This is a genomic window from Pseudomonas huaxiensis (assembly GCF_003231275.1).
Taxonomy (GTDB): domain Bacteria; phylum Pseudomonadota; class Gammaproteobacteria; order Pseudomonadales; family Pseudomonadaceae; genus Aquipseudomonas; species Aquipseudomonas huaxiensis.
In genome coordinates, this window is record NZ_QKVL01000001.1 from 281,179 (window position 1) to 293,582 (window position 12,404).

Sequence of the window (12,404 nt, forward strand, 5' to 3'; positions counted from 1 at the left end):
CGATCTGAGGGATCGTCGGCTGGGCTCTTTCCGGGGAACCTAGTTTTCTATGTTGTAAACAAGCGTCGCGATGAAACGGTACTTATCCCTGCCCTCGAACACTGCCTCGGGAAAGGGCCTTACTTGCTCGATACGGCGCAAGCTGGTTTGCGCTGCCTTGTTCAGCAGCATGCTCACGGCTTTCTTCTCGATGCCCGAATCGAGCACCTTTCCTCCCCGGTCGATCAGCAGCCAGATCACGACACTGCCCTCCGGGCGTTGCAGCGATGCCTCGCGGCCTCGCGGGTATTGCTTGTACTTCTCCAACTCCGCGTGCAACGCGGCGATGTAGCTGTTTTCCAGGGCCGCGATGTTGACCTTGGGCGGCGCCGGCGGTGGTGGCGGCGCAGGTGTCGCGGCCGCTGCCGGTTTGCTTGCCACTGCCGGGGCCACTGCCGCTGGCGGGGCGGGCTGGGGTGGTGCCGGTTTGGCTACCTGGGGTTTCGGCTTGGGCGGCTGCGGCTTGGGCTCAGGCGGTTTTGGCTTGGGCTTGGGCGGCGGCTCCGGCAGCTCGACCACGGGTTCCGGGTCTGGCTCGGGCAACGGCTCGGGCACAGGTTCCGGCTCTGGCGGCGGTGGCGGAGGAGCCGGTTCCGGCTGCAGGTCCGCCGGATCGATCAGTGCCACTTCCACCGTGGTTTCGTCGTACTTCGGGGTGATCTTCAACTCCGCCTTGAGGGCGCTCTGAACAGCAATTACCAGCAGGCAGATGGCCGGCAGGCACGCGATGATTTTTCGCGATTTGAACAGGGCCGACATGGCTTACAGCTTTCGCGTAGCGATGGAGACAGACGAAAAGCCGTTGCTCTTGAGCAGGTCCATCACGGCCACGAGCCGACCGACTTCAACGTCTCGGTCGCTGTTGAGGATGATCACCAGTTTCTCGCTGGTGTTTTCCAGGGTCTTCAATTGCGCGACCAGTGCGTCTTCGCGGAGGTCCTGGCCGTCGAGTTGCAAACGGTCATTCAGGCCGAGGGTGATCACCGCCTTGTTCTGCGGTTTCAACTGCTGGGCGTGGGCGGCTCCGGGCAACTGGGTCTTGATACCCAGGGCCGGAATCACGTTCAGGCTGATCAGCACGAAAAACACCAGCAGGAACATCATCACGTCGATCATCGGGATGATTTCGATATGCACGCGTTTCTTTTTCGGTTCTTCCCAACTGCGCATTGCCTTGGCTCTCCACGTTTGTTCGTCAGCCGGCTGATGGCGGCGCGGCTACTTCGACTGTGTTGTGAGAGCCCTCGGTGCGAAACCTTTCAAAGCTGTCACTGATGTCAGGAACACCCTAGAAGGAGGACGTTACAGTTTGATTAAGTGGGTTATGGCGCGTGGCAAAAAGATATCAATCCCGGAAAAACAGTGCGTTTGAAGGGTGTGTGGCGGGCGGCAAAGGCTTAAACAGGCTGATTGTTGAACATTCCGGAACCGGTAATCGGGCGCGGGTCTCAGTCGGTGACGAAACCTGGTGCTTCGAAACGAAATTGACATGACTGTCAGCTATTCAGGTAGGCCCCTTGTCGGGCACCACGGGTGTTGCACCTGCGAGTGACAAGGTCCCCATCTTCGAAACGAGAGGTTTGTGTGCTTACTTTCCAACGGATGCTGGCAGTATTGCTGGCGCTAACCCTGACAGGATGTTCCGACCCGTCCCGACCTGCCGGTGTGCACTGGATTACCCTGCAGCAACTCACCAGCAGCCTCGGCGACCAGGCGCCGATGGCGGTAGGGTTCGATATCGACGACACCGTGTTGTTCTCCAGCCCCTGTTTCTACGAGGGCCAGCAGAAATATTCGCCGGGCAGCAACGACTACCTGAAGAACATGGCGTTCTGGACGGAAACCAACGCGGGTTGTGACCGCTACTCGATTCCCAAGGATGTGGCCCGTGCCCTGATCGACCTGCATCAGCGTCGCGGCGACAGGTTGTTTTTCGTTACCGCCCGACCACAGACCGAGGGTGAACAGGTCACCGCCATCCTCAAGCAGGCTTTCGCCATCAGGGACATGCAACCGGTGGTGTTCACCTCGGGCCCGGAGAAGGCGCGCTTTCTCAAGGACCGTGGTGTGCACCTCTACTACGGTGACTCCGACAGCGACATCAGTGCCGCCCAGGCCGTCGGTGCCCGTGCGATCAGGGTGATGCGCGCCGCCAACTCGACCAATCAGCCGCTACCCGCCAACGGGGCGTTGGGGGAAGAAGTGCTGGTGGACTCGACTCACTAGAAACGCGCGAGCCGATAGGCTGCGACGTTCGGCAACGCATTGGCGGGCGTCGCCGAGCCCGCCAATGCTGCCACCATCTCCGCCGTCACCGCTGCCTGGGTCAAACCAAGGTGCTGGTGCCCAAAGGCGAGCAGCACACGGCCCTCACACACCCGATCGATCACCGGCAACGAATCCGGTAGCGAAGGCCGAAAGCCCATCCACGGCGTCGCCGCCTCGGCATTCAGTTCGCGCTTGAACAGGCCCTGGCTCAGCCGCTGCAACTGCCAGGCCCGGGCCATGTTGGCCGGGCGTTCCAGGCCGGCGAATTCGACCGTGCCGGCCAGGCGCAGGCCGCCGGTCATGGGCGTCATGATGAACTTGCGCTCCAGCGAGGTGACGGCGAATGGCAGGCGGTCGTGTTCGTGGGGCAGCATCAGGTGATAGCCGCGTTCGGTGTCCAGCGGCACCCGTGTGCCGGTCAGTGCTTCGGTCAGGTGAGCCGAATGAGCGCCGCAGGCGATCAGCACCCGAGGCACCACCAGTTCGCCCTGTTCGGTGCGCAACGCGACGCCGTCGGCCTTGAGTTGCCCGCCTTGTACATCACGCTGGGCGAACTGCACGCCCGCAGCCTTGGCGGCGCCGAACAATGCCTCCACCGCCTGGTGCGGATCGAGGAAGTGCCCGGTCGCCGGGAAGAACAGGCCGCCCAACAGATGCTCGCTCAGTTGTGGCGCGGCGGCGCGCACGGCGTCGGCCTGCCACAGCTCCACCTCGACATTCTGCTGGCGCATGCGCGCTTGCAGGGCGTCGATGGCCGGGCGTGATTCGGGGCGCTCGAAGACCAGCAGCGAACCGTCCTGCCTGAGCATTTCGCTGCGGCCAATGGAATCCAGCAGACGCCGCCATGCCGCCAGGCTGCCTTCGTTGAGGGCGCGAATGCCGGCCACGCTGCGGCGAAACGGCGCCGGGCGCAGGTTCAGCAGCAGGCGGGTGAACCACGGCAAGGCCCGCGGCAGGTACTTCCAGTCCAGGCGCAGCGGGCCCATGGGGTCCATGAGCATGGCCGGCAGGCGCTTGAGGATCGACAGATCGGCGATAGGGAACACCTGCTCGGTCGCCAGGTGCCCGGCGTTGCCGAACGAGGCGCCCATGCCCGGCGCCTGCCTGTCCACCAGCAGCACCCGCTGGCCCTGACGGGCCAGTTGCAGGGCGCAGGCGACGCCGACGATGCCGGCGCCGATCACGGCGATATCCACGTTGGGGGTGAAGGTCGTGGCCATCGATCAGGCCTCTCTCTGGCCGTCGAGCAGGCGCCGCAAGTGCAGCGGATTACCGTGTTGCAGCGCAGCGGGCAGCAGGTTGTCGGGGAAGTCCTGGTAGCACACCGGCCGCAGGAACCGCAGGATCGCCGCCGTTCCTACCGAGGTGCTCCGGGTATCCGAGGTGGCCGGGAACGGGCCGCCATGGACCATCGCATCGCAGACTTCCACCCCGGTCGGCCAGCCGTTGACCAGCAGGCGTCCGGCCTTGCGCTCAAGCGTCGGCAGCAGGGCGCGGGCATCGTCCAGGTCGGCTTCGTCCAGGTGCAGGGTCGCGGTCAATTGACCTTCCAGGTGTTCGGCCACCTGGCGGACTTGCTCGTCATCGGCACAGGTCACCACCAGCGAGGCGGAACCGAACACTTCGGCTTGCAGGCTCGGATCAGCGAGGAAATCCTGCGCCTGGGTGACGAACAGGTGCGTCTGGCACTGGTTCGGACCTTCAGCGACGAGGCCGGCGGCAGCGGTGTCGGCGTTGGCGTTGCCCGCCAGTGCCTCGATGCCGTTGCGGTAGGCGCTGAAGATGCCCGGGGTAAGCATGGTCTGTGCCGGGCTCTGCCAGATGTGCTGGGCGGCGGTGGCGATAAAGCGGTCCAGGTCAGCACCCTGGCGGGCGATCACCAGGCCGGGGTTGGTGCAGAACTGTCCGGCGCCCTGGTTCAGCGAGGCGACGAAGCCTTGCGCCAGTGCTTCGGCGCGGGCCTGCAGGGCGGAAGGGAAGAGGAACACCGGGTTGATCGAGCTCATTTCCGCGTACACCGGAATTGGCTCGGCGCGTGCCGCAGCCGCCTGGCACAGAGCGATGCCGCCGCTGCGCGAACCGGTGAAACCCACGGCCTTGATGCGCGGGTCGCAGACCAGCGCGATGCCCACTTCACGGCCGGAGCCGTACAGCAGCGAGAACACCCCTGGCGGCAGCTCGCAATGTTTCACCGCGCGGGCCAGCGCCTGGCCGACCAGTTCGCTGGTGCCGGGGTGGGCGCCGTGGGCCTTGACGATCACCGGGCAGCCGGCGGCCAGGGCCGAGGCGGTGTCGCCGCCGGCGACGGAGAAGGCCAGCGGGAAGTTGCTGGCGCCGAACACGGCCACCGGGCCCACTGCTACCTGACGCTGACGCAGGTCGGCGCGGGGCAGCGGCTGGCGTTGCGGCTGCGCGTTGTCAACACGCACGTCGAGCCATTCACCGGCGCGTACGGTGCGGGCGAAGGTGCGCAGTTGCCCGCAGGTGCGACCGCGTTCGCCCTGGATCCGGGCGCGGGGCAGGCCGCTTTCGGCCACGGCGCGGTCGATCAGTTCGTCACCCAGCGCTTCGATCTCGCTGGCGATGCGTTCCAGAAACTGCGCGCGGACTTCCAGCGACGTTTCCCGGTAGCGGTCGAACGCCGACCAGGCCAGGGCGCAGGCTTGTTCCACGTGCTCGGTGGTGCCGCCCGGATAAGCGGGTTCGAGCACCAGGTTGGTGGCCGGGTCGATCGCGCGGATGGCTTCGCGGCTGCCGGTTACGGCGTGCTGACCGATGAGCATGTTGCCTGTCAGGGTCATAACGGCTCCTGAAATCAATTCGAGGGTGGCCGGCTGTGCACAGCCGGCAAAAAACGCAAGCGGCGCACAAGGCGCCGCGAGCAATCAGGCGATGTTGTTGCTTGCCGACCAGGTGGCGAACCACTGGCGGAACAGCGTGTACTGGGTCTCGGCGTAGTTGCGCTGGGCGTCGCTGAGCACGTCGGTTTCGTTGAAGTGCAGGCTGTACTCGGTGTCGCCGTTGAGCACCATCAGGTGCTTGTAGTACAGCACCAGATCGCAGCCTTCATCGAAGGACGACAGCACTTGCAGGGCGTCCGACAGCTCCAGCGCCTGGCGGCGGGCAACGGCGTCACCCTTGGCGGCTTTCTTGCTCAGGTCGACCAGCAACAGCACTTCACGCGGCAGGGCGTTGCCGATACCGGTGATGGCACCGGTGGCGCCGCAGTTGACGAAACCGTGCACGACCTGGGTGTCGACGCCGGCCATCAGGATCACGTCCTTGTCCTGCGAGGTGATGTGCTCAGCGGCGTAGCGCATGTCGGCGGCACCACCGAATTCCTTGAAACCGATCAGGTTCGGGTACTGGCGGCGCAGCTTGAAGAACAGGTCGGCGCGGGTGGCGAAGCCGTAGTAAGGGCTGTTGTAGATCACCGCCGGCAGTTTTGGCGCGGCTTCCAGAATTGCCGCGAAGTGCGCTTCCTGGGCAGCCGGCGAGGCGCCGCGAGACAGCACGCGTGGAATCACCATCAGGCCGTGGGCGCCGACTTTGGCCGCGTGGGCGGCGTGGGACACGGCTTCACGGGAGTTGACCGCGCCGGTGCCGACGATGGTCGGAATGCCGGCGGCCACCAGGCGCGCCACACCTTCCTGGCGCTCGGCTTCGGTCAGCAGCGGCCAGTCACCCATGGAGCCGCAATAGACCACGGCGCTCATGCCGGCTTCGATCAGTGCGTGGCCTTTTTTCACCAGCGCGTCGAAGTCCGGTTTGCGGTCCGGGGTGCAAGGGGTCATCAGGGCGGGGATGGTGCCGGTGAAGATGTTGGTGGTCATGAGTCTTGGTCCTTTGTGTTCAGTTTGAGTCGGGGGCGGTCATTCGCGAGCAAGCTCGCTCCTACAGCAGGGGGCTCAGATGCCCCAGGCGAAGGGGTCGTTTTCGTCGATGAGCAGGGTGGCGTCGGCGGTCATGTAGGCGCGGCCGGTGATGAACGGGCGGATTCGTTCGCCGTCCCATTCGTAGCGACCTTCGAAGCGGCTGGCGGTGATGCTCGCCTGCACCCAGGGCTCGCCGGCAGCGAGCTTGCCGTCGGCGGCCAGGCACGCGAGCTTGGCGCTGGTGCCAGTCCCACAGGGCGAGCGGTCGTAGGCTTTGCCCGGGCACATGACGAAGTTGCGGCTGTCGGCCTCGGCGTCGTCGGCGAACAGTTCGATATGGTCGATCAGCGCGCCGTCCTCGCCGTGGATGCCCTGGTCTTCCAGGGCGCGAAGCATCTTCCAGGTGAAGTCGGTGAGCAGGTCGACATTGCTCAGGTGCAGTTCCTGGCCGTGCTCGGACACCAGGAAGAACCAGTTGCCGCCCCAGGCGATATCGCCGAAGACGCGGCCGTAACCCGGCACGTCCACCGGCACCTGCTTGCGGTAACGGTAGGACGGCACGTTGGCCACGGTGATCGCGCCGTCGTCATGCAAGGTGGCGCTGACCTGGCCGACCGGGGTGTCGATCTTGTGTTCGCCGGGGGCGATCTTGCCCAGGTGGTGCAAGGATGCGACCAGGCCGATGGTGCCGTGGCCGCACATGCCCAGATAGCCGGCGTTGTTGAAGAAGATCACGCCGCAGGTGGCGTCTTCCGATACCGGTGGCGTGTACAGCGCGCCCACCAGGACGTCGTTGCCACGGGGTTCGAGCAGGCAGGCGCGGCGCCACTGGTCGTGCTGCTGGCGCAGTGCATCGCGCTTTTGCGCCATGGTCTCGCCGGCCGGTTGCGGGAAACCGTCCAGCACCAGACGGGTTGGTTCGCCTTCGGTGTGGGAGTCAATCACGCGGATCTGTTTCATCAGTCAGTCCCTCAAGAATGCGTTGTTGTCAGGTCAGGCCAACAGGCCTTCGATTTCCTGCAGCAGGCTGCGCTCGACCCACACGCCCTCGGCCTGCGAGCGTTGTCGCGCAGCAAAGCGCCGTTGCGAGGGCAGACGCGCGCCCTGGCCGGTAATGGCGCTGAACAACTGTTCGGCGCGTTGCTGGCCCCGCTCGAAATCGTCACCGCCGAAGCGCTGCGGATCGAACGCCAGGAGCAGCTCGCCATGGCACGGCGTGGCCCCGGCACCGGCGTCGAAGGCCAGGGAATCGGCGCTGGTGAGGTCGCCGATCAGCGCCCCGGCCAGCAACTCGATCATCGCCGCCAACGCTGAGCCCTTGTGTCCGCCGAAGGTCTGCATGGCACCGTCCAGCGCGGCGCGGGCGTCAGTGGTCGGCTGGCCTTCGGCATCCAGGCCCCAGCCCAGAGGAATGGCTTTTTCCTGGCGGGCGTGCAGTTCGATGTCGCCGCGGGCGATGGCGCTGGTGGCGAAGTCGAAGACGAACGGTTCCTGTCCCGCCCGTGGCCAGGCGAAGGCCAGCGGGTTGGTGCCGAATACGCCCTGGCTGCCACCTTCCGGCGCTACCCAGGCATGGCTCGGCGTCATCGCCATGCCCACCAGTCCGTGGGCGGCGACGGCTTCCACCTCCGGCCACAACGCCGAGAAGTGGAAACAGTTGCGGATCACCAGCGCCGCCACGCCCTGTTTGCGCGCCGCCTCGACCAACTGCGGCAAGCCGTGCTGGAAGGCCAGCAGCGAGTAGCCGAAGTGCGCATCCACCTTGATGATGGCCGGCGCCGGCTGACTCACGGTCGGTTGCGCCGCCGGATCGACCTTGCCCGAGCGCAGCGAGCGTACGCACACCAGCACCCGATAAAGGCCGTGGGAGTGGCATTCGTCGCGCTGGCCCTGGGTGATCACCTCGGCGATCGCCCGGGCATGGTCGTCGGCCATGCCGTTGTGGGTCAGGGCGCGGTGAGCCAGGTCGAACACCTGGTCAAGGCTGAGGTTGATGCGCTCGCTCATGTCAGGTCTCCGTTGGTTCAGGACAGTTGGGCGCGGGCGCCGACCGGAGCGGTCGGGGCGCTGTGCTCGATGTCGCTTTCAGCGTCGTCGGTCTCCAGTTGCACCAGGTGCGCCGGCACGCCGGTGGCAGCGCCCCAGTAGTAGATGCCGAGGGCGCAGGCGGCCACGACCAAGGTGTCGAACGGATGGGCGATGACCCCCATGCCGCCGAAGCTGCCGAGCCAGGAGAGCAGGATGGTTACCGCGTAGAAGCCGATCAGCCAGGCCGACGAGCGCACTTGCTGGGCCAGGCTCAGGTGCTGGGTCGGTACGAAGCGGCCGCACATCAGGTAGATCACGAACATCAGGATTTGCAGGCTGAGCAGCCAGGACACGGTCTTCCAGCCGGACCAGTAGACGATCAGCGCGGCGATGATGAACGACAGCGGACCGAGCAGGCCCATGCGGCGAACGCGGAACGGACGCGGCATGTCAGGGGCATTGCGGCGCAGCGCGGCGACCGACACCGGGGCGACGGCGTAGCTCAGGATCAGCGCAGCGGACACCACGTTGATCAGCGCTTCCCAGGACGGGAACGGCAGGGTCCAGAACACCGACAGACCGAAGGTCAGCCACAGCGCCGGGCGCGGGATGCCGGATTCTTCGTCGATGCGGGTGAAGACCTTGAAGAAGGTGCCGGTCTTGGCCCAGCCGTACACCACGCGCGGGGTGGCGTTCATGTAGATGTTGCCGCAGCCGCTTGGCGAGATCACCGCGTCAGCGACCACCAGATAGGCCAGCCAGCCCACGCCCAGCGCCAGTGCGATGTCGCGGTATGGCAGGGCCAGTTCCTTGGCGATGCCGGACCAGCCGTTGGCCAGCATTTCGGTCGGAATGCCGCCGAGGAAGGCGATCTGCAGCAAGGCGTAGATCGCGGTGGACAGCAGCACCGAGAGGATCAGCGCGATCGGGATGGTGCGTTGCGGATTCTTCACTTCCGAGGCCACCGAGATGATCGGGGTCAGGCCCAGGTAGGCGAAGATGATGCCGCCGGCGGAGACCGCCATTTCCACGCCGGAAAGCCCGAATGGCATGAAGCCTTGGGAGGTGAAGTTTTCCGGTTTGAAGAAGGTGAACAGCACGCCGATGACCAGCAGCGGCACGATGAACTTGAACACGCTGATCAGGTTGTTGGATTTGGCGAAGGTCTTCACGCTGTAGTAGTTGAGGGCGAAGAACAGGCAGAGCAGGCCGAATTGCACCAGCCAGCCGAGGACCGTCGGGTCACTGGAACCGACCTTGGTCAGTTCCGGGAACCAGGCTGCGGCGTACTGGCGTGCGGCAACCACTTCGATGGCCACCAGGCTGGAAAACGCGATCAGCGTGATGAAACCCATCAGGTAGCCCAGCAGCGGGCCGTGGGAATAGACCGGGTAACGCACCACGCCACCGGCGCGGGGCAGGGCGGCGCCCAGTTCGCAGTAGACGATGCCCAGCAGCAGAACGGCGAAACCGCCCAGCAACCAGGAAAAGATCCCGGCGGGACCTGCGATGGCCGACACGTGGCTGGCGGCGAACAGCCAGCCGGAACCGAAGATGGCACCCAGTCCGATAAAGGTGAGGTCTATCAATGAAAGTTGTTTTTTGAACTTGCCTTTGCCTGACATGGCGTCGCCTTCTTGTGGGTTATTGGTAGGCAGAAGTGATGTCACTTTGAGTGCACTGTTTCGGGGATCACCCAATACAGTGGTTGCGGTTTTGTTTAACCGTGTTCTTATAAAAACCATTGCGTTGCGGCAGCGAAGACACACTTCTTCGTTAACCCGGTGCACGCTCGCCAGCGCATTCAAGGGCGCGGGCGGTTGGTGTTGCCTGTACTTCGTCGCAACGTCTTCGACGACTCAGGCAATGCCAATACAGTGGACTGATCGGCGCTTCGGCGCTTGATGGTTTTCTTCAAGAGTGATGACGAAATCGGCATAGTTAGGAAATTTCCCTATGACTCTTCGGAAAATTTCTGAAGCCTTACAGGCCACGTCTGCTCTGGCGTCTGTCGAGGCTCGACAGTCCGCCAAGGGTGCGGCAAAGTGTCCGCCTGGCGAGAGACCGCTTGTGGATTTCTACCAGCCGGTCAAAAACGAGAGCCCGTCCCATGACCCCCAGTGCGTTTGCCATCCTCTGTCAGGGCAACGATGAGTGCCGTCCCGAAACCATCGAAGAGCTGTTGTCCGGCATGGCGTTCTTATTGCCGCTGTTCGATGCCATTCCCAATGTGGCGATATTCATCAAGGATGTTCAGGCGCGTTATCTGTTGGCCAACCTGGCGTTGGTAAAGCGCTGTGGTTTCAAACAGTTGAGACCCTTGTTGGGCAAAACCAGTGCCGAAGTCTTTCCGGCGCAACTGGGCCCTGGATATACCGAGCAGGATCGCCGGGTGCTGGAAGAAGGCCGGGTATTGGAGGATCAACTGGAGTTGCACTTGTATGGCTCGCGCGAACCGGGCTGGTGCTTGACCCACAAGCGCCCGTTGTACAACCGGCGCGGTGAAATCATCGGACTGGCCGGGGTGTCCGTGGACCTGCAGTCGGCCAGTGATTCGCATCCTGCCTATCAGCGGCTGGCGGCGGTGGATGAGTACATCCGGGCGAACTTTCACCAGCCGGTGACCATGCGCGAGTTGACGCGCGTGGCGGGGATTTCAGTGGCGCAACTGGAGCGCTACTGCAAGCGGGTGTTCCACCTGACGCCGCGGCAGATGATCCACAAAGTGCGGCTGGAACATGCACACCAGCTTTTGCATACCGAGTTGCCAATTACCGAGGTGGCGTTGCGCTGCGGGTATACCGATCACAGTGCGTTTACCCGGCAGTTCAAGGTACTGACCGGGTTTACGCCGAGGCAGTATCGGCAGGCGACGGGGGGGATGGTGGGTTAGCGCTTTGGGCTTTCAGCGCTCTCAAGATCGAGCGCCGCCCGCGCGGCGCATCGCGAGCAAGCTCGCTCCTACAGTGGTTGCAACGTACCTATGCCTGTCAGGCCATAGTTGAACGCCTTGTTTGTACGTCGCAGTATCGAGTCGGCTTCAACAGCTTCCCCGCGACTCATCGCCAAGCGCCAAGGGCAGGCAACACCTCTCTGTCAGGCCATGGCACGTTGCAACCAATGTAGGAGCGAGCTTGCTCGCGATGCGCCGCGCGGGCGGCGCTCGGTCTTGAGAGCGCTAGAAAACTTCTTGCATGCGCCTGGTCGCCACTACTCGGTCTTTTGACAAGCGCCTTTCAGTCACCACATTACCGAACGATGTGTAGATACCCATGCTCCCTGTGGGCCGGCTTGCCGGCGATGCGCCGCCAGAGCCGCCACAAGCCTCTGCATTGTCATCAGCGGAAATACATTTTCACCCAGTGGCCCGGAAACCCGCGGTTAGGATTCGGCTCTTATCCGTCAGTGTTTTTCCCACATTGGCCATTCAGGTTTTCCGCCCGCTGCGCTGAAATTTCAGCGAGTGCTGTCAGACAACCTCGCCTCAGGAGGCTCGCAATGAACACCCGTGGTTTGCTCGATCAACTGCTCAAGTCCGGCCAGGACTTGCTGCAAAAACAGACCGGCACATCCTCCAGCGCGAACAAGAGCGGTAGCGGCGGTCTCGGCAGTCTGCTCTCCGGTGCCGGCGGAGGTGCGTTGGCGGCAGGGGCGATGGGGTTGTTGCTCGGCAACAAGAAGGCCCGCAAATACGGTGGCAAGGCGCTGACCTACGGCGGCCTGGCCGCACTCGGCGTACTGGCCTACAAGGCATACGGCAACTGGCAGGCGCAACAGGCCGCCGCGCCCAAGGGCGAACCGCAAACCCTCGACCGCCTGCCCGCCGCGCAGGTCGAGCAGCACAGTCAGGCAATCCTCAAGGCACTGGTGGCTGCGGCCAAGTCCGACGGACATGTCGATGAGCGCGAGCGCGAGCTGATCGAAGGCGAATTCGTCAAACTCTCTGGAAACGACCGCGATCTGCAGCACTGGCTGCACGCCGAACTGAACAAACCGCTGGACCCGGCCGACGTCGCACGCGCCGCCGGCACGCCGGAAATGGCCGCGGAGATGTACCTGGCCAGCGTCATGCTGGTGGACGAAGAACACTTCATGGAGCGTGCCTACCTGGACGAATTGGCCCGTCAGTTGCGCCTTGATCCAGCGCTGAAGGTCGAGCTTGAGAGGCAGGTTCGGGCGATCTGAGTCAATGAA

At 64.1% G+C, this 12,404-nt stretch carries 11 protein-coding genes; 3 read left to right on the forward strand and 8 right to left on the reverse strand.

Annotated features, from left to right (window positions below; translation table 11 throughout):
- Nucleotides 1-39: 39 nt before the first annotated feature.
- The gene (locus DM374_RS01265; RefSeq protein ID WP_110968223.1) at nucleotides 40-798 is read right to left on the reverse strand and encodes an energy transducer TonB family protein; all 759 of its coding nucleotides are present in this window, start codon (nucleotides 796-798) and stop codon (nucleotides 40-42) included.
- A 3-nt stretch (nucleotides 799-801) separates the two neighbouring features.
- Entirely contained in the window at nucleotides 802-1,209 is a 408-nt protein-coding gene (locus tag DM374_RS01270; RefSeq protein ID WP_110968224.1) for an ExbD/TolR family protein, read from the reverse strand.
- A gap of 414 nt (nucleotides 1,210-1,623) precedes the next feature.
- On the opposite strand from DM374_RS01270, the gene aphA reads away from it, so the two are divergent.
- Nucleotides 1,624-2,265, forward strand: coding sequence for an acid phosphatase AphA (gene aphA, locus DM374_RS01275; protein ID WP_225422426.1), 642 nt, complete (start codon nucleotides 1,624-1,626; stop codon nucleotides 2,263-2,265).
- On the opposite strand, the gene DM374_RS01280 is transcribed toward aphA, so the two are convergent.
- From DM374_RS01280 to DM374_RS01305, 6 genes are all read right to left on the reverse strand, one after another.
- Entirely contained in the window at nucleotides 2,262-3,527 is a 1,266-nt protein-coding gene (locus DM374_RS01280) for an NAD(P)/FAD-dependent oxidoreductase (RefSeq protein ID WP_110968226.1), read from the reverse strand. The genes aphA and DM374_RS01280 overlap by 4 nt on opposite strands.
- Nucleotides 3,528-3,530: 3 nt before the next feature.
- Nucleotides 3,531-5,108, reverse strand: a complete 1,578-nt coding sequence (locus DM374_RS01285; protein WP_110968227.1) for an aldehyde dehydrogenase (NADP(+)) — start codon at nucleotides 5,106-5,108, stop codon at nucleotides 3,531-3,533.
- A gap of 84 nt (nucleotides 5,109-5,192) precedes the next feature.
- Nucleotides 5,193-6,140: a dihydrodipicolinate synthase family protein gene (locus tag DM374_RS01290; RefSeq protein ID WP_110968228.1), complete on the reverse strand. Its 948-nt coding sequence runs from the start codon at nucleotides 6,138-6,140 to the stop codon at nucleotides 5,193-5,195.
- A 75-nt stretch (nucleotides 6,141-6,215) separates the two neighbouring features.
- Nucleotides 6,216-7,142 (reverse strand): 4-hydroxyproline epimerase, encoded by a 927-nt coding sequence (locus DM374_RS01295; RefSeq protein ID WP_110968229.1) that lies wholly within the window; start codon nucleotides 7,140-7,142, stop codon nucleotides 6,216-6,218.
- Nucleotides 7,143-7,175: 33 nt separating this feature from the next.
- Entirely contained in the window at nucleotides 7,176-8,189 is a 1,014-nt protein-coding gene (locus DM374_RS01300) for an Ldh family oxidoreductase (RefSeq protein ID WP_110968230.1), read from the reverse strand.
- 17 nt (nucleotides 8,190-8,206) lie between these two features.
- Nucleotides 8,207-9,835 (reverse strand): APC family permease, encoded by a 1,629-nt coding sequence (locus DM374_RS01305; protein WP_110968231.1) that lies wholly within the window; start codon nucleotides 9,833-9,835, stop codon nucleotides 8,207-8,209.
- Nucleotides 9,836-10,320: 485 nt separating this feature from the next.
- On the opposite strand from DM374_RS01305, the gene DM374_RS01310 reads away from it, so the two are divergent.
- Together DM374_RS01310 and DM374_RS01315 are read left to right on the forward strand one after the other, a co-directional pair.
- Nucleotides 10,321-11,103 carry an AraC family transcriptional regulator gene (locus DM374_RS01310; RefSeq protein ID WP_110968232.1) on the forward strand — a complete coding sequence of 261 codons (783 nt, stop codon included), beginning with the start codon at nucleotides 10,321-10,323 and terminating at the stop codon, nucleotides 11,101-11,103.
- A 605-nt stretch (nucleotides 11,104-11,708) separates the two neighbouring features.
- On the forward strand, nucleotides 11,709-12,395 hold the full coding sequence (locus DM374_RS01315; RefSeq protein WP_110968233.1) for a tellurite resistance TerB family protein: 687 nt from the start codon (nucleotides 11,709-11,711) through the stop codon (nucleotides 12,393-12,395).
- Nucleotides 12,396-12,404 lie beyond the last annotated feature (9 nt).

What these genes read in the sequence shown, in the direction of transcription:
- DM374_RS01265 (WP_110968223.1), bottom strand. Translation starts at nt 798, where the DNA reads ATGTCGGCCCTGTTCAAATCGCGAAAAATCATCGCGTGCCTGCCGGCC.
- DM374_RS01315 (WP_110968233.1), top strand. Translation starts at nt 11,709, where the DNA reads ATGAACACCCGTGGTTTGCTCGATCAACTGCTCAAGTCCGGCCAGGAC.
- DM374_RS01305 (WP_110968231.1), bottom strand. Translation starts at nt 9,835, where the DNA reads ATGTCAGGCAAAGGCAAGTTCAAAAAACAACTTTCATTGATAGACCTC.
- DM374_RS01295 (WP_110968229.1), bottom strand. Translation starts at nt 7,142, where the DNA reads ATGAAACAGATCCGCGTGATTGACTCCCACACCGAAGGCGAACCAACC.
- DM374_RS01285 (WP_110968227.1), bottom strand. Translation starts at nt 5,108, where the DNA reads ATGACCCTGACAGGCAACATGCTCATCGGTCAGCACGCCGTAACCGGC.
- DM374_RS01300 (WP_110968230.1), bottom strand. Translation starts at nt 8,189, where the DNA reads ATGAGCGAGCGCATCAACCTCAGCCTTGACCAGGTGTTCGACCTGGCT.
- DM374_RS01270 (WP_110968224.1), bottom strand. Translation starts at nt 1,209, where the DNA reads ATGCGCAGTTGGGAAGAACCGAAAAAGAAACGCGTGCATATCGAAATC.
- DM374_RS01290 (WP_110968228.1), bottom strand. Translation starts at nt 6,140, where the DNA reads ATGACCACCAACATCTTCACCGGCACCATCCCCGCCCTGATGACCCCT.
- DM374_RS01280 (WP_110968226.1), bottom strand. Translation starts at nt 3,527, where the DNA reads ATGGCCACGACCTTCACCCCCAACGTGGATATCGCCGTGATCGGCGCC.
- DM374_RS01310 (WP_110968232.1), top strand. Translation starts at nt 10,321, where the DNA reads ATGACCCCCAGTGCGTTTGCCATCCTCTGTCAGGGCAACGATGAGTGC.